The sequence below is a fragment of the Nonomuraea sp. NPDC049152 genome (assembly GCF_040648355.1).
Classification (GTDB): Bacteria; Actinomycetota; Actinomycetes; order Streptosporangiales; family Streptosporangiaceae; genus Nonomuraea.
The window spans coordinates 142,867-157,359 of record NZ_JBEZDO010000015.1 but is presented as its reverse complement, the minus strand read 5'-3'; the positions used below and the strand labels follow the sequence as shown (position 1 = coordinate 157,359).

At 69.9% G+C, this 14,493-nt stretch carries 19 protein-coding genes; 9 read left to right on the top strand and 10 right to left on the bottom strand.

Annotated features, from left to right (window positions below):
- Positions 1 to 42: 42 nt before the first annotated feature.
- Entirely contained in the window at positions 43 to 675 is a 633-nt protein-coding gene (locus tag AB0B45_RS26670; protein WP_358135553.1) for a DUF47 family protein, read from the top strand.
- 105 nt (positions 676 to 780) lie between these two features.
- Here the strand turns inward: AB0B45_RS26670 and AB0B45_RS26665 are convergent, their stop codons facing one another.
- Complete coding sequence (locus tag AB0B45_RS26665) at positions 781 to 1,665, bottom strand: LLM class F420-dependent oxidoreductase (protein ID WP_358135550.1); 885 nt, start codon at positions 1,663 to 1,665, stop codon at positions 781 to 783.
- Between the two features lie 103 nt (positions 1,666 to 1,768).
- Here AB0B45_RS26665 and AB0B45_RS26660 point away from each other — a divergent pair, with 103 nt between their 5' ends.
- Together AB0B45_RS26660 and AB0B45_RS26655 are read left to right on the top strand one after the other, a co-directional pair.
- Positions 1,769 to 2,050, top strand: a complete 282-nt coding sequence (locus AB0B45_RS26660) for a helix-turn-helix domain-containing protein (protein ID WP_358135548.1) — start codon at positions 1,769 to 1,771, stop codon at positions 2,048 to 2,050.
- 296 nt (positions 2,051 to 2,346) lie between these two features.
- Positions 2,347 to 2,787: an NUDIX domain-containing protein gene (locus AB0B45_RS26655; protein ID WP_358135545.1), complete on the top strand. Its 441-nt coding sequence runs from the start codon at positions 2,347 to 2,349 to the stop codon at positions 2,785 to 2,787.
- On the opposite strand, the gene AB0B45_RS26650 is transcribed toward AB0B45_RS26655, so the two are convergent.
- A complete protein-coding gene (locus AB0B45_RS26650; protein ID WP_358135544.1) occupies positions 2,771 to 3,037 on the bottom strand; it encodes a hypothetical protein in 267 nt (88 codons plus the stop codon). The two genes, AB0B45_RS26655 and AB0B45_RS26650, sit on opposite strands and share 17 nt — an antisense overlap.
- Before the next feature lie 175 nt (positions 3,038 to 3,212).
- On the opposite strand from AB0B45_RS26650, the gene AB0B45_RS26645 reads away from it, so the two are divergent.
- Positions 3,213 to 4,031, top strand: coding sequence for a helix-turn-helix transcriptional regulator (locus AB0B45_RS26645; RefSeq protein ID WP_358135543.1), 819 nt, complete (start codon positions 3,213 to 3,215; stop codon positions 4,029 to 4,031).
- Positions 4,028 to 4,264 carry a DUF397 domain-containing protein gene (locus AB0B45_RS26640; RefSeq protein WP_358135540.1) on the top strand — a complete coding sequence of 79 codons (237 nt, stop codon included), beginning with the start codon at positions 4,028 to 4,030 and terminating at the stop codon, positions 4,262 to 4,264. The genes AB0B45_RS26645 and AB0B45_RS26640 overlap by 4 nt, the downstream gene beginning before the upstream one ends.
- Positions 4,265 to 4,340: 76 nt before the next feature.
- Here AB0B45_RS26640 and AB0B45_RS26635 read toward each other — a convergent pair whose 3' ends face one another.
- The 7 genes from AB0B45_RS26635 to AB0B45_RS26605 form a co-directional block, all read right to left on the bottom strand.
- Positions 4,341 to 5,066 carry an MBL fold metallo-hydrolase gene (locus AB0B45_RS26635; RefSeq protein WP_358135537.1) on the bottom strand — a complete coding sequence of 242 codons (726 nt, stop codon included), beginning with the start codon at positions 5,064 to 5,066 and terminating at the stop codon, positions 4,341 to 4,343.
- Positions 5,063 to 5,242 (bottom strand): hypothetical protein, encoded by a 180-nt coding sequence (locus tag AB0B45_RS26630; protein WP_358135534.1) that lies wholly within the window; start codon positions 5,240 to 5,242, stop codon positions 5,063 to 5,065. The genes AB0B45_RS26635 and AB0B45_RS26630 overlap by 4 nt, the downstream gene beginning before the upstream one ends.
- Positions 5,239 to 6,027, bottom strand: a complete 789-nt coding sequence (locus tag AB0B45_RS26625; protein ID WP_358135531.1) for a hypothetical protein — start codon at positions 6,025 to 6,027, stop codon at positions 5,239 to 5,241. Before AB0B45_RS26625 ends, AB0B45_RS26630 begins: the two co-directional genes overlap by 4 nt.
- A gap of 62 nt (positions 6,028 to 6,089) precedes the next feature.
- Positions 6,090 to 6,905, bottom strand: a complete 816-nt coding sequence (locus tag AB0B45_RS26620; RefSeq protein WP_358135528.1) for a citrate/2-methylcitrate synthase — start codon at positions 6,903 to 6,905, stop codon at positions 6,090 to 6,092.
- Positions 6,902 to 7,654: a CoA-transferase gene (locus AB0B45_RS26615; protein WP_358135525.1), complete on the bottom strand. Its 753-nt coding sequence runs from the start codon at positions 7,652 to 7,654 to the stop codon at positions 6,902 to 6,904. The genes AB0B45_RS26620 and AB0B45_RS26615 overlap by 4 nt, the downstream gene beginning before the upstream one ends.
- On the bottom strand, positions 7,651 to 8,547 hold the full coding sequence (locus tag AB0B45_RS26610) for a CoA-transferase (RefSeq protein ID WP_358135522.1): 897 nt from the start codon (positions 8,545 to 8,547) through the stop codon (positions 7,651 to 7,653). The genes AB0B45_RS26615 and AB0B45_RS26610 overlap by 4 nt, the downstream gene beginning before the upstream one ends.
- Complete coding sequence (locus tag AB0B45_RS26605; RefSeq protein WP_358135519.1) at positions 8,532 to 9,971, bottom strand: aldehyde dehydrogenase family protein; 1,440 nt, start codon at positions 9,969 to 9,971, stop codon at positions 8,532 to 8,534. The genes AB0B45_RS26610 and AB0B45_RS26605 overlap by 16 nt, the downstream gene beginning before the upstream one ends.
- Positions 9,972 to 10,251: 280 nt before the next feature.
- Between AB0B45_RS26605 and AB0B45_RS26600 the strand changes: the two genes are divergently transcribed.
- The 4 genes from AB0B45_RS26600 to AB0B45_RS26585 are packed head-to-tail and all read left to right on the top strand — an operon-like array spanning position 10,252 to position 14,049.
- Positions 10,252 to 11,331, top strand: a complete 1,080-nt coding sequence (locus AB0B45_RS26600) for an extracellular solute-binding protein (protein WP_358135517.1) — start codon at positions 10,252 to 10,254, stop codon at positions 11,329 to 11,331.
- Positions 11,328 to 12,242 (top strand): ABC transporter permease subunit, encoded by a 915-nt coding sequence (locus AB0B45_RS26595; RefSeq protein WP_358135514.1) that lies wholly within the window; start codon positions 11,328 to 11,330, stop codon positions 12,240 to 12,242. Before AB0B45_RS26600 ends, AB0B45_RS26595 begins: the two co-directional genes overlap by 4 nt.
- Positions 12,239 to 13,042, top strand: a complete 804-nt coding sequence (locus tag AB0B45_RS26590; RefSeq protein ID WP_358135511.1) for an ABC transporter permease subunit — start codon at positions 12,239 to 12,241, stop codon at positions 13,040 to 13,042. Before AB0B45_RS26595 ends, AB0B45_RS26590 begins: the two co-directional genes overlap by 4 nt.
- Positions 13,039 to 14,049: an ABC transporter ATP-binding protein gene (locus AB0B45_RS26585; RefSeq protein ID WP_358135509.1), complete on the top strand. Its 1,011-nt coding sequence runs from the start codon at positions 13,039 to 13,041 to the stop codon at positions 14,047 to 14,049. The genes AB0B45_RS26590 and AB0B45_RS26585 overlap by 4 nt, the downstream gene beginning before the upstream one ends.
- Here the strand turns inward: AB0B45_RS26585 and AB0B45_RS26580 are convergent.
- Positions 14,037 to 14,489, bottom strand: a complete 453-nt coding sequence (locus AB0B45_RS26580; protein ID WP_358135507.1) for a hypothetical protein — start codon at positions 14,487 to 14,489, stop codon at positions 14,037 to 14,039. The genes AB0B45_RS26585 and AB0B45_RS26580 overlap by 13 nt on opposite strands.
- Between the last annotated feature and the right edge of the window lie 4 nt (positions 14,490 to 14,493).

Below are 14,493 nucleotides of genomic sequence, written 5' to 3'. Positions count from 1 at the left end.
GGAAGCGCTGGTGAGAATGTGGTGGAAGGGGGCGGAGGTGGCATGAAGCGGTTGAGTCGGATTCGCGACCTGCTGGCGGGCAGGATGGACGGCGCGCTGACCGAGGCGCTCGTCGGACAGCTGGAGGCGACCAAGCAAGGCGCCTGGCTGGCCATGGCGATGATCGGCGGCGAGGTGGGCAGAACCGGCGCGCACGAGCAGATGCGCTCCATCGAGCACCTCGGCGACACCGAACGCGCCCGCCTCGTCGAGGAGCTGAGGAACGCGCTGGTCACTCCCATCGACAGGGAGGACCTGTTCCGCCTGTCCCGCTCGATCGACGACGTGCTCGACTCGTTGCGCGACTTCGTGCGGGAGTCGCATCTGTACAGGGTGCCGGATCAGATCAGGTTCGCTCCACTGCTGGACCAGGTGATCGTCGGTATCGAGGCGTTGGAGCGCGCGGTGTGCGACCTCGCGTCCCGGCCCTCGGCGGTGGTCCAGGACGCGCTGGAGGCGAAGAAGGCGGGGGGAGCCATCCGGCGTATGTACCAGTATGAGATCGCCCGGATCTTCTCGGGTGAGTTGACGGCTGAGGCGATGAAAGAGCGCGAACTGGTCCGGCGGCTGGAGATCGTCGGCATGGCCATCGGCCACGCGGCCGACACCATAGCCGACGGCGCCATGAAACGCTGAAGCCCCTGCCCGACACCCGCGACACCCGCGACGCCATGGTCGGTGGTCGCCATCTCATCCGGCAAGAGCCCGATGGGCATGGGGGAGGGCGGGCGGGGAGGCGGGTCAGAGGTCCAAAGTGTCCGAGAGGCGGGCGAGCTGCGTCATCCCGTCCGCCATGTCGTAGCCGCCCGCCGTCAGAGGTTGCAGGGCGACATGGTCCGCCCCGGCGTCGAGGTGGGCTCGGACGCGTTTGGCAACGGCCTGCTCGTCGCCCCATGCCACGATCGCGTCCGCCAGCCGGTCGCTGCCGCCGTCGGCGAAGTCGGAGTCGGTGTAGCCGAGGTCGCGCAGGTTGTTCACGTAGTTGGGCAGGGTCAGGTAGTACGCCATGTGCTCGCGTGCCACCTGGCGAGCCTTCGCTGGGTCTGGTTGCAGAACGACGGCGAGCTCAGGCACCAGCAGTCGGTCCCTGCCGAGGATCTCGCGGGCGCGCGCGGTGTGCTCGGGAGGGACGAAGTAGGTGTGCGCGCCTTCGGCCCTGTCGCGTGCCAGCTCGAGCATCCTGGGCCGGAGCGCCGCCAGCAGCCTGGGGGCGTCGCCGCCTTCGACCATGGCCGTGGCCGCCTCGTCCATGCCGTCGAGGTAGGCGCGCATCGCCGTGAGCGGCTTGCCGTAGTCATGACCTCGTCCCGTGACCAGACCGCCGTGGCTGACGCCGATGCCCAGCAGGAACCTGCCTGGGTAGGCCTCGCCGAGCGTCGCCCGCCCCGCTGCCATCGCGGTGGCGTCACGGGCCCAGATGTTGGCGACGCCGGTGCCGACCGCGATCTGTCTGGTGGCGGCGAGCAAGAGGGCGGCACCCGCGAACGGCTCTCTGCTGTTGGAGCCCTCATTGATCCAGAGCGTGGAGTAGCCGAGCTCCTCGAGCTCGGCGGCCGCCTGGCGAACGACGCCTGCCGGAGCCCTGCCGAACAGGGGATACCACACGCCGATCCGACCGTTGTCCATCACTGTCGTGGCCTCTCGGGTAGGCTGTTCGATCGAGATGGAACATTACACGAGTGTTCGACAGACGTCGAACAGGGCGCGCGGGTTGACCCACGGCTCCCCCATGGAAGCGTCCCTTCAGGCGGCGCTCGACGCGCTGTCCGACCCGATCAGGCGGTGCATCGTGCGCGAGTTGGCTGGGGCGCCCGACTGGGCGCTGCCGTGCGGCACGTTCAAGGAGCTGCCGGTCGCCAAGTCGACGCTGAGCCACCACTTCACGGTGCTGCGCAACGTCGGCCTGCTGGAGCAGCGCGACGAGGGCGCCAGGCGGTTCAACAGGCTGCGGCGCGAGGAATTCGACGCCCGCTTTCCCGGCCTGCTCGCCCTGGTGCTGTCGGAGCCCTGACCCCTTGATCGGGTACGGCACGCAGGCGAACCGCTCGACAGGCGACGATCCGCGACCGAGCCTGATCGGGTCCGGCATGCGGACGACCGGCACGACAGACGACGACCCGCGAGCTTGGCCCTGGAGCAGGGAGCACGTCGGGGAGGGGTGCGAAGTCCTGCTGGAGTAGCGTGATCGACGGGTGGTCACCGGTGACCGCGGTGGCCTATCGGGTGCCTGCCGTAACGAGAAGCCAGCTCACCACAGGAGAAGCCGATGGGCGCCTACCGCATGGGTGTGGACAGGGAGGGAATGCTGTGAGCAGTGATCGGCCGGCGGCGAGAGTGGTGTGCCTCGATCGCGACGGCAGGGTCCTGCTGATGAACTGGTTCGACAAGGTCAGCGACGAGGCCATCTGGGAGCCTCCTGGAGGCGGGCTCGATCCTGGCGAGAGGCCGCTCGAAGCGGCCAGGCGTGAGCTGACCGAGGAGACGGGCCTGCCGGGTGAGGCCGTTCAGGACAGGTGGGTCGCGGTGGATCGCGACTTCACGTGGCTGGGTGTTCGCTATGTGAAGGTCGAGCCGTTCTTCGTTGCCCGCTTCGACGAGGCGTGCCCCGGGGTGAAGCCGGGCGAGCTCACGGAGGAGGAGAGCGAGGCGCTTCTCGGCTATGGCTGGTTCGGCGCCGAGGAGCTGGGCTCGCTGCCGGGCCGTCTCGACCCGCCGGAGTTGCCCGAGGTGATCAGGAGACTGAGCTAGCGACGTACGCGGCCACCTCGTCGGCGCCGAGGAAGTCCGCCGTGCGCCCGTCGTCGTGTTCGACGTGGAAGCCGCCGTCCACGCTGATCTTCATCGATCCTGCGATGAGGATGGGGCCGCCGTGTTCGGGCGGGTCGTACCGGTTCTGGAGTAGCGTCAGTCTCAGATGTCTGACCAGGAGGGCGCGTCTGCCCGACTCGGCGAGCCGGTCCTGTACCCATCCCAGCTGCTGGATCTGTTCTTCTTCCACCCGTTGGGTGTAAACGGCACCCATAAGTACCACACGTCCCTAGATCGGTGAGATTCCCCTGTCGTGACCCCAGCGTGCATTCAAGTGACTACTCTAGGTATGGATTCGGGTCGCACACCTGGAGTGTGCGAACCCCGACCGCTTTTGTAGAACCTCTGTAGAACCGGAGCCCCCGATGCCTGCTGCACGCGAGCTCGACCCGAGCTCCAGCCCGCTGGCGTTCTTCGGCTCGGAGCTGAGGGAGTTCCGCACCCGCGCGGGCCTTTCTCAGGAGCAGCTGGCCGAGCGGTTGAGCTATTCGCTGTCCCTGGTCTGCGCGATCGAGCTGGCCAGGCGAACGCCGTCCCGTGACTTCGCCGAGCGGGCCGACCTGGTGCTCGACACCGGCGGGTCGCTGCTGAGGCTGTGGCCCCTGGTACGGCAGGCGGCCTACCCCGCCTGGTTCCGCCCGTGGCTGGAGATCGAGCAGACGGCGCGCACGCTGCAGACGTGGCAGCCGCTGCTGATCCCCGGGCTGCTGCAGACCGAGGACTACGCGCGGGAGGTCTTCCGCAGGGAGCCCGCCGCGACGGCGGAGCAGGCGGAGGAGGCGGTGTCGGCGCGCATGACCAGGCAGGCCGTCCTGCGCCGGCGCGATCCGCCGATGTACTGGGTGGTGCTGGACGAGTGGGTGGTCCGCAGGACCGTCGGTTCGGCGGCGACGATGCGCGGGCAGGTGCGCGCGCTGCTGGAGTCCGCCGAGCTGCCGAACGTCACCGTGCAGGTCGTCCCGGTGGACGCCCAGGCGGTGCCGGGGCTGACCGGCGCTTTCGTCATCGCGAAGGTTTCCGGAGAGCCCGATCTGGTCTACCTCGAATCCGCGGGAGAGGGGTACGTCACGGATCGTCCTGCCGATGTCGAGTCCATCGCCCGCAGATATGACGTGATCAGGTCACTCGCCTTACCGGTTCACGCAAGTCTAAATTTGCTGTCGAAAGTGGAGGAGAGCATATGAACGACCTCACATGGCGCAAGGCCCGTCGTAGCGGTGGCAATGGCGGGGATTGCGTCGAAGTAGCCGTCCTCGACACGCCCGGGGACGCCGTCGCGCACAAGCCGGAGCAGGACAGGCTCTTCGTCCTGCGCGACTCCAAGGACCCCGATGGACCCCGGCTGTTCTTCACCGAGACTGAGTGGGAAGCATTCAGACTCGGCATGAAGGACGGCGAATTCGACGATCTGGCCTGATCCAGCGCCAGGTCGCAACCGCACGAGAACCGCAAACCGCACAGCCGGGCCCGTGGAGGCGTGCCGCGCGCCCGGCTCAGATCACTCCTGGCACCGCCACGGTGATCTGCCCCGTGAACCCCCTGCTCGCCGCCTCGAGCGCGGGCTCGGCGGGCGTGCCGGGCCACAGGTGCGTGAGTACCAGGTGGCCGACGCCCGCCTTGGCGGCGTTCGCCCCCGCCTGCTCGGCCGTCGACAGGTAGGGCGCGTCCTCCTCGGGCACCACCTCGGGATAGGTGGCCTCGGCGAGGAGGATGTCGGCGTCCCTGGCCAGCTCGACCAGGTCGGGGGTGGGTCCGGTGTCGCCTGTGTAGGCGAGCACCTTGTCTCCCGCTTCGAGTCGCAGCCCCGCGTTCGGCACGTGGTGCGGCAGCGACCAGGCCTCGACGGTGAACGGCCCCAGCTCGTACGGCACGCGCGGCGTCAGCTCGTGCGTGACGTACTCCAGCATGCCCCGCCGGTCGAGGGCCAGGACGGCGTCGAGCGCCCCGGGCGGCGCGTGCACGGGCAGCGGCGGTGGTGAATGGCCGCCGAGCGAGCGCGCCCGCAGCAGCGGGTTCAGGTCGGCGCAGTGGTCGGGATGCCCGTGGCTGACGAGCACCGCGTCGATCTCCTCGGCCCTGGCCGTCGCGAGCAGCAGGGGCAGCGTGGCGTAGCCGGGGTCGATGAGCACCCTGAAACCGTCGTGCTCGACGAGGTAGCCGCTGCACGCCGCGCCCGCGGCGGGCCACGCGCCGCACCCGCCGAGCACGGTCAGCCTCATCGCGTGAGGTCCCTCAGCGGCAGGGAGCGCACGGGCAGCGCACGGGCAGCCGTGACGGGCAGCGGGCTGTCGCGGGGCGGCAGGGCGCGGGCGGGCAGGGTACGAGCGGGCAGGGATCGGGCGGGAAGCGGTCGCAGCGGCAGGTCGCGCCGCTCGGAGCCGTGTGTGGAAGTCAAGCGATCACCTCGTTGTGTGCGGTTGACATCAGGCCGCGGAGCAGCGGCCCGCAGGCGCGCTCGTGCTCCGCCTCCACCGGCAGCCCTTCGGCCACCCGGGCGTGGTAGATCTCGCGTTCGAGCTCGTGGGTGTAGAGCTGCGCGGTCAGCCCGACGACCACCGTCACGCCGGTGCCGCCGCGCGGGATGACGGCGACGGCGTGGGTGCGCAGCCAGCTCTCGTCGGCTCCGCCGTACCAGCCGCACTTGACGGCGGCGTCGGGTACGGCCAGCGCCTCGCGCACGCCGAACGCCTGCTCCTCCGGCACCTCGCGCATCCAGGACAGCACGTCGGAGGCCACGGGGTCGCCGGCGAGGGCGGCCTGCGCGAGGGCGGTGTAGGCGGTGGCGACCTCGACCGCGGCGACCTCGACCGAGCCGAAGCGGGAAGGGTCGCCGTTGCCCTGGCTCCAGGCCGCGCCCGTGCGCCGCTGGATCTCCGCGAGGATCACCGCGGGGCCGACGGCCAGCCACAGCGCCCTCGTGTCGCTGTTGGAGGAGGTGACGACGGCGGGCTCGGCGTGGTCGCGCCAGAAGCCCTGGTCGGTGACGTGCGCGGCGGCGGCCCAGCAGTACAGGGGCTTGAGCAGTGAGGCGCAGCGGAGCCTTTCGAGACCGTGGGTGAGCGTGATGGTGCGCGACGGCACTGTCGCGGCGGGCCCGCTCACTCCCCTGGTGATCGCGGCGGCCTGTGCGCTGGCGCCTGGGCGCAGGTCGCGGAGGGCCGCGGCGAAGCTCGTGCTCATCGGCCGATGCTACAACGGCCGGTGACGCGTGGGCGGCGCCCGCTCGTCGCGGGCGCCACACGTCAGCGGGAGAGGGTCCGGTCCGCGGGCCCGTCGTAGTGGTCGGGGCCCTGCATCGACAGGTCGAGCGGCTGGACCATCGGCGAGTTGGACGAGGCGCGCCAGCCCTTCTCGCGGGTCACCTCCTCGATGGAGTGCGCGCAGAGCGACAGCGACCTGCACACGATGAACAGCGCCTTGAGCTGGAGCGGCTCGTAGCCCATGTCGAGGCCGATGCACCCCATCGCGCCAGGGCCGTTGATCCAGACGCGCCGGCCGAAGACGTCCTCGGTGGCGTCCTCCATCGCGCGGGCGATCCCGACGTACCTGCCGGTGACGCCCAGGGAGTCCGACAGCTCCATGAGCCTCACGGTGCGCGGGTCGCGGATGTGCTGGGCGTGGTGGAAGCCGGGCATCCGCTCGCGCCGCTCGCGCATCTCGGCCACGATCTTGGCGGCGGCCTCCTGGTCGCTCAGCCCGTCCTGCTCCGCCCTCGCCGCCACGCCGAGGAACATCTCGGCCGGACGGTCGGCGGTGCCGTGCAGGCGGCCGATGCCGGCGACACCCGCGGCGACGGCCGCGTTGAGCTCGGCGCCGCCCGACGTCGCGAACCTGACCGTGGCGGAGGAGGGCGACATGGCGTGCTCGGCCATGTTCACCATGATCGCCTCGGTCATCCTGCCCACCTCTGGCGTGGGCAGCTCGCCCCTGAGCACCAGGTGGAAGTGCTCGCCGAAGGAGATGTTCCCCGTCAGCTCGTTGACGTCGTAGCCGCGGATGACGATGCGGTCCTTGTTCTTCCACGCAATGGCCGTCTCCCATGCGAACGGCTGCTTCATCGGGCGATCCTTTCGGGAAAGTACACGCACGCCGGGTCGATCTCCTCGCGCAGCAGGCGAAGCTCCTCGGGGTCCGGCGGCAGGACGGTGTCCAGCGAGTCGGCGAACGCGGGCGTGAAACCCGTGTTCTCCAGTACGGCTCCCGCCGTGGCGCCCGGCATGAGCGCGGTGACGGTGAGAGCGGAGTCCTCGGCCTCCATGACGCACAGGTCGGTGACGACCTTCACGCGCAGCGGCCCGAGCCCGGCCTTGGCCCGCTCGCCGGGCCCGCCGAGGAAGCCGGGACTGGTGACGTAGCCGCAGCGGGCGGGAAAGCGCCGCCGCTCGTGGTCGGTGAGGATGACGACCTGCGAGCAGTGGCTGGCGATGTCGTTCGCGCCGCCGCTGCCCGGCAGGCGCTTGCCGGCGACGGTGGTGGAGTTGATGTTGGCGTACTGGTCGACCTCGGCGCCGCCGAGGAAGCCGGTGCGCACGAGCCCCCGCTGCACGAGCCCGCCGAGCGCCTCGAACAGCGAGCCGTGGCGTGAGGCCCCGTGCATGAGCCTGGGGTCGACGACCGAGACGGGGGTGGGCACGACCTTGGGGAACATCACGCCCGACTCGATCACCAGCTTGGCTCCGGGGGCGTGGGTCTTCTGCGCGAGCGTGGCGGCCAGCAGCGGCAGTCCCGTGCCGACGATCACGAGGTCGCCGTCGCGGATCTGCCGCGCGCCCTCGACGACGAGCAGTTCTCTGGGCAGCGCGGTCACACGAGGCTCCTCATCCGGTCGGAGAGCGCCCCGCGGAGGGTTCCGCCTGCGTCTCTGGTGGCGAGGTAGTCCTCGAAGGACGCGCCGAGGTTGTCCGAGATCCACGCGCGCAGTTCCTCGTCGCCCGTGCGGCCGACCGCCTGGTACTCCTTGATCTCCGACTCGGCGAAGTCGTAGGCGCGGTAGACCGAGGTGGGGAAGGCCCCGAAGGGCTGCTCGACGACCGCGGTGACGTACGCCTCGGGGATCGTCACCTGCTCGGGGCGGTCGGCGAAGGCTCCGGCGGGCAGCACCTCCTCGGCGGAGACGATCGTCACCTTGGCGGCGCGCACCATGTCCACCTCGTGCGAGGTCACGCCCTCGATCACGGTGTTTCCCAGGGTGTCGGCCCTGTTGGCGTGGATGAGCGCCACATCCGGCGCCATCGCCCTGACCAGCACCAGTGGCCGGCCGCCGAACGGGTCCACCGACTCGACGGCGACCCCCGAGGCGACCATGTCGGCCAGCAGGTCGGTGCCGAGCAGGCTCCTGGTCGGCAGGTACGGCAGGCCGAGCGCCGCCGCGGCGAACCTGCTGGCCATGGCCAGGTGCGAGTGGTCGCCCACCGTCACCTGGCCGCGTTCGACCGCCCGCCGCCAGGCGAACAGCGTGCCGTACCGCTCCAGGTTGCCGGTGCCCTGCTCGGTCCGCACCACGAGCCCCGCGGCGACCAGCATGTCCAGCGGGAGCGACAGGTTGCAGCCGACGACGGTCAGGCCGCCGACGCCCTGCCTGATGACCTCGTGGACCAGGGCCATCGGGCAGCGGTTGATGTTCTGCCCGCCCATGCCGACGACGGAGCCGTGGGCGACGAGCCGCCCGACCGCCTCGGAGGCGGTCAGTAGCTTATGCACGCCGACCGCCACTCGGTGTAGAAGTCCCAGACCTGCGGCGAGCACTCGGGCGGCCCGAACTGCGACAGTTTGGCGCCCATGTGCGGCAGGTGCGCGTAGGCGCCCACGCCAGGCCTGTTCACGTGCAGCATGCCCGCCTCGAAGCGCTCGAGCGCCTCGAAGATGGTGGCGGGATCCTGGGTGAAGATCGTGCCGCTCATGCCGTACCTGACCGAGTTGGAGATGCGCATCGCGTCGTCGAAGCCGTCGCAGTCGATCACCGAGAGCACCGGGCCGAAGATCTCCTCCTGGGCGATCTCGCTGTTCCACGGCACGTCGCGCAGCACGGTCGGCTGGACGAACCAGCCGTTGCCCGGAGCGTGTCCGCCGCCGATGGCCACCTTGGCGCCCGACTCCTGGGCGGTCTTGATCGCCTCCAGGCAGGCCCGCATACGGGCCTCGTTGACGACGGGGCCGATGGAGGCCTCATCGTCGGCGCCGGAGCCGACGCGCAGCGCGCCGACCTGCTCGACGAGCCGCTCGAGGAACTCCTCCTTCACCGCGACGTCCACGACGACCCTGGAGGTGGCGCTGCAGCGCTGCCCCGACTGGCCGAACGCGCCGAAGACCGTGGCCTTGACCGCCTTGTCCAGGTCGGCGTCCTTCAGCACGAGCACCGCGTTCTTGCCGCCGAGCTCCAGCTGGGTGCGCAGCAGGCGTGGCGCGCCTGCCTGGTGGATGGCCAGGCCCACGGGCAGCGAGCCGGTGAAGCTGATGCCGGCCACGCCCTCGTGCGCGACGAGCGCCTCGCCGGCCGCGATGTCGCCCTGGACGAGGTTCAGCACGCCCGCCGGCACGCCCGCGTCGGCGAAGACCTCGGTGAGCAGGGCGGCCGTCAGCGGCGTGAGCGGCGACGGTTTGAAAACCGCCGCGCACCCCGCGAGCAGCGCGGGCGCGACCTTCCACATCGGGATGGCCAGCGGGAAGTTCCACGGCGTGATCAGCCCGACCACGCCGATCGGAGCGCGGAAGGTGTAGGAGAACGTGCGCGGCTCCTCCGCGGGCAGCGTCTCGCCCTTGAGCCTGCGGCCCTCCCCCGCGGTGAAGTCGAGGATGGCCAGGGCGCGCCTGACCTCGCCGCGCGCCTCCTTCAGCAGCTTGCCCTGCTCGCGGGTGATCGCCTGGGCGAAGTCCTCTGCCCTGTCCTCCAGGAGGCGTTCGGTGGCGCGCAGGTACTCGGCGCGCTTGATCGGGCCGAGCGCCTTCCACGCGGGCATCGCCGCGGTGGCGGCCTCGACCGCCAGCTCGACGTCCGCCCCGCCTGACTCGGCGAAGTCCCCGAGGTGGTCGGAGAGGTCGCCGGGGTTGAGGTTCGGCCGGGTCTGCCCGCTCTCGGGGGCACGCCATTCGCCTCCGATGTGGTTGAGCAGGTATCGACTCCCCATCGGGTTCCTTTCCAGTCTGCTTCTCGTACGGCAAAGCCTCACGTCCCACCACGATTCGGACAAGTGGGATAAGACCGATGCTCCTCATAGGCTGGCGTTATACGACTCCCCCTATAGCGCCGATAGACAAATGCGCATTGGCCTTCCCGAACCACTGCACTAGACATTCGAGAAAAGCCCGGCCTTGTAGGAGTTCACCCCGAATTCACCCGGGGGCCGTCGCCGAGATACCCGACAAAGGCCATCATTCGGTGCGAAAACGGCTGAGAAGGGTAAAACTATGACTAATCTCCGTCCAGGAGTGGTGGCGGTGGCGTCCGTGCTGGCGCTGACCGCGTGCGGGTCCGGCTCGGGCGACTACGACTGGAAGTCCGCACCGGACACCGGCAAGATCGCCGAGCAGGGCAAGGAGTTGCCCACCTACGGCCTGGCCCCCGACTGGGCCAACTACGGCGAGGTGGTCAAGTCCTTCTGCGCCAAGCACAACGGCACCTGCGCGCACAAGGACACCGACATGTCCTCCTCCGAGGAGATCGTCAAGTTCGACGCGGAGAAGGACAACCCGGTCGGCACGGCCAGCGACATCGGCCTGATGTGGGGCCCGATCGCCGAGGCCAAGGGCGTCGTGCCCGCGTACCTGCCGCCCTCGGCGAGCAAGCTCAAGGACTGGCAGAAGGGCAAGGGCGGCTGGGTGGCGACGTTCGTCGGCGCGCCCGCCTTCGTCGTCAACACCGACAAGGTGATCAACCCGCCCAAGAGCTGGGCCGACCTGCTCAAGCCCGAGTACAAGGGCCAGATCGCCATCAAGAACCCGACCTCGTCGGGCACAGGACAGGCGATGGTCGTGGCCGCCGCCGTCGCCAACGGTGGCTCGGTGGACGACCTGGCCCCCGCCTACGACTACTTCAAGAAGCTCACCGACGCCGGCAACATCAGCGCGGTCAAGATGAGCGAGGAGACGCTGGAGAAGGGCGAGGCCCCGATCCAGATCAACTACGACTTCAACGGCCTGGCCCAGAAGGCGGCACTGAAGGAGAAGAACGTCGACGTCGAGGTCATCATCCCCAGCGACGGCTCGGTCTGGTCGCCCTCCGGGCTCATGATCAACAAGTACAACGCCGGCAAGGGCGACTTCCTCAAGGCCTTCCTCGACTACGTGCTCTCCGACGAGGCGCAGACCCTGTTCGCCAGGTTCGGCGCGAGGCCGATCCGCGCGCTCAACGGCGACCTGCGACTGCCCTCCGACGCCAAGGCCAACTGGCTGCCCGAGTCCGCCTACGCGTCCGTCAAGGAGATCGAGATCACCAAGGTGAATCCCGAAAGCATCGTCGCCGACTGGGAGTCGAAGGTTCTCGCGTGATCGTGGGAGAAGAAACGTCCGCCCCCGTCGCAACTTTGCCCCCCTCGGGTGAGGAATCCTCCCCCGCTCGGGTCGGGGGAAGGTTCTCCACCCGAAGTTTTCTCCCGCGATGGGCCCCCGCGCTGCCGCTGCTGGTGTTCACGTTCGCGATGCTGGTCCTGCCCGCGCTGCGCCTGGTGCACGACACCTTCGCGCTGCGCGGTGGCGGCTACGGCCTCGACAACATCGTCAAGGTCATCGAGAGCCCGCTGGACCTTCAGGCCATCGGCGGCTCGCTGGCACTCGGCCTGGTCCAGGCGACGCTGGCCACCGCGCTCGGCGCGCCGGCCGCGTGGCTGATCACCAGGATGCGGCTGGGCGGCAGGGCGTTCTGGCTCTCGCTCATGAACGTGGCCTCGAACTTCGCCGGGATCGGGCTGGCGTTCGGCTTCGTGGCGCTGATCGGCGCGACCGGGATGCTCACGCTGCTCCTGGGGATCTCCTTCCCCTCCGTGGGCTCCTTCAGCGGGATGAACGTGGTCTACCTGTACTTCAACATCCCGATGTTCGTGCTGCTCACCCTGCCCGCGCTGAGCGTGCTCAAGGACGACTGGCAGGAGGCGGCCGAGGTCTGCCGCGCCACCAGGTGGCAGTTCTGGCGCTACGTCGGCATCCCCGTGCTCGCGCCGTTCGTCATCGCGGGCTGGCTGCTGATCTTCACGTGGACGATCGGCGTCTACGCCGTCGCCTACGCGCTGGCCTCCTCCCCTGGCTCGCAGAAGCTGATCACGCTGCAGATCGGCACCACGCTGGAGTCGTCGGTGTTCGGTTTCGAGCGGGCCGCCGTGCTGTCGGTGCTGCTCATGCTGCTGGCCATCGGCGCCACCGCCCTGTACCGGCTGTCGCTGCGACGCGCTGCGAGGTGGCTGTGAACCGCAGGATCTTCCTGACGCTGCTCGGCGCCTATTTCGCGCTCCCGCTGCTGGCCGCGCTGCTCTACTCGCTGGCCACCAGGTGGACCGACACCCCGCTGCCCGACGGCTACACGCTCGGCCACTGGGCCAAGCTCTTCACCAAGCCTGAGGTGGCGGGGGCGCTCGGCAGGTCGTTGCTGCTGGCGGCGGTCGTCGTGGCCATCGACATCCTGCTGGTGGTGCCCGCGGCGTACTGGTCGGTGGTGCACAACCCGCGCATCGGCTCGCTCATCCAGACGATCGCGGTGATCCCGTTCGCGATCCCGTGGGTGGTGCTCGGCGCGGGCATCCAGCTCGTCACCGCATCCGTCGCGCCGCAGCTGTTCCACACCTTCTGGCTGCTGGCGGCCGCGACGGCGGCGATCTCCTTCCCGTTCATGTACTGGGCGGTGGAGAGCGCGCTGCTGGCGGCCGGCGCCGTACGGCTGAGCGAGGCCGCGGCCACCTGCGGCGCGAGCCCCGCGCAGACGCTCGCCAGAGTCATCATGCCCGCCATCAGGGGCGGGGTGGTCTCGGGTTCGCTGCTGGTCGTGGCCACCGCGATGAACGAGTTCGCGCTGGCCAAGATCCTGGTCGGGGTGAGCTTCGAGACGCTGCCGCTGTGGTCGGCACGCCAGTTCGTCTCGCGCACGCTCAGCGACCCCAACGCCCTCGCGGTCGTCACCGTCTTCACCTTCGGCTTCCTGTTCGCCCTGTCGGCCCTGGTCGTACGGCTGGGCAGGGGCCGCGTCACCACCATCGGAAGGACCCTTCGTTGAGTCACGTCGTCCTCGAAGGCATCACCAAGCGCTATGCGGGACACAACGCGCTGAACGGGGTGAACGTCAGCGTCGAGCAGGGCGAGTTGCTCGCCCTGCTCGGCCCCTCCGGCTGTGGCAAGACGACGCTGCTGCGGTGCGTGGCGGGGCTGACGACGTTCGACGGCGGCCGGTTGCGCATCGGCGGCACGGACATGACGGGCGTGCCCGCCCGCAAGCGCCCCATCGGCATGGTCTTCCAGTCCTACGCCCTGTTTCCCAACCTCACCGTGCGCGGCAACATCGCCTTCCCGCTGACCGTGCGGAAGGAGAAGCACGTCCAGGAGCGGGTGGAGGAGATGCTGGAGCTGGTCGGTCTCACCGAGCAGGACGAACGGCTGCCGAACCAGTTGTCGGGAGGGCAGCAGCAGCGCGTCGCGCTGGCCCGCGCGCTCTCGCCGCGCCCCGAGGTGCTGCTGCTCGACGAGCCGCTCTCGGCGCTGGACGCGCAGGTGCGGCACCGGCTGCGCGACGAGGTGCGGCGCATCCAGCACCAGGTGGGGATCACCACGATCTTCGTCACCCACGACCAGGCCGAGGCGCTGGCCATCTCCGACAGGGTGGCGGTGATGAACCGCGGCGAGATCGAGCAGTGCGCGCCGCCCGCCGAGATCTACAGCGCCCCGTCCACCAGGTTCGCCGCGGGCTTCGTCGGCAACAGGAACGCGCTGGAGCTGGACGCGGTCAACGGCAAGGTGTTCGACGTCCCCGCGCCTTCGTCGCGGGTGCTGTGCATGTTCCGTCCCGAGGACGTGTCGCTGTCGGCCGAGGGCACGAGGGCGACCGTCGACGTGAGCGTCTTCCTCGGCGCCACCACGCGGCTCTACCTGCGGGCCGAGGTCCACGGTCGGCCGGTGACGGTCTTCGCCGACCTGCCCTCGCGCGCGGCCGCCTCGATCTCGCCCGGAGCGGAGGTGTTCTTCCGGGTCGACCCCGACCACGTGCAGGTCTTCCCTCAGAACCCGTAACGCGTCCACACCAGCGTGAGAGCGGTGACGGGCAGCGCCACGACGGCGAGCCAGCCCAGCACCCGCCATCGCCTGGCCAGGCCCGGCGTCGACAGGAAGGCGGCCACCGCGCCCGCGGCCGTGAAGGCCAGGCCCGCGCGCAGCACCTCCACCACCTGGAACCGCGAGGACGGCACGGCCTCGCCGAAGCACCTGATCGCCAGCAGCACCGCCGCCGCCGTCACGGCCACGCGGCGGGCCGGTGTCACGGCCACGAGGGCCAGCAGCGGCACCGCCGCCGCCAGCACCACGATCGTCACCACCAGGTAGGCGCTGAGTGTGGGGTAGAGGCACGGCCAGTCGCTGCAGTGCGTGGCCCTCCTGGTGGCGCGCATGGCCACCCACCACAACGCGCCCAGGCTCCCGTAAATCGCCGCTACCCGCCCCAAGAGCCGCACCATGCCC

Coding starts and splice junctions, on each gene's coding strand:
- AB0B45_RS26670 (WP_358135553.1), top strand. CDS start 43: ATGAAGCGGTTGAGTCGGATTCGCGACCTGCTGGCGGGCAGGATGGAC.
- AB0B45_RS26665 (WP_358135550.1), bottom strand. CDS start 1,665: ATGGACAACGGTCGGATCGGCGTGTGGTATCCCCTGTTCGGCAGGGCT.
- AB0B45_RS26660 (WP_358135548.1), top strand. CDS start 1,769: ATGGAAGCGTCCCTTCAGGCGGCGCTCGACGCGCTGTCCGACCCGATC.
- AB0B45_RS26645 (WP_358135543.1), top strand. CDS start 3,213: ATGCCTGCTGCACGCGAGCTCGACCCGAGCTCCAGCCCGCTGGCGTTC.
- AB0B45_RS26640 (WP_358135540.1), top strand. CDS start 4,028: ATGAACGACCTCACATGGCGCAAGGCCCGTCGTAGCGGTGGCAATGGC.
- AB0B45_RS26635 (WP_358135537.1), bottom strand. CDS start 5,066: ATGAGGCTGACCGTGCTCGGCGGGTGCGGCGCGTGGCCCGCCGCGGGC.
- AB0B45_RS26625 (WP_358135531.1), bottom strand. CDS start 6,027: ATGAGCACGAGCTTCGCCGCGGCCCTCCGCGACCTGCGCCCAGGCGCC.
- AB0B45_RS26620 (WP_358135528.1), bottom strand. CDS start 6,905: ATGAAGCAGCCGTTCGCATGGGAGACGGCCATTGCGTGGAAGAACAAG.
- AB0B45_RS26605 (WP_358135519.1), bottom strand. CDS start 9,971: ATGGGGAGTCGATACCTGCTCAACCACATCGGAGGCGAATGGCGTGCC.
- AB0B45_RS26600 (WP_358135517.1), top strand. CDS start 10,252: ATGACTAATCTCCGTCCAGGAGTGGTGGCGGTGGCGTCCGTGCTGGCG.
- AB0B45_RS26580 (WP_358135507.1), bottom strand. CDS start 14,489: ATGGTGCGGCTCTTGGGGCGGGTAGCGGCGATTTACGGGAGCCTGGGC.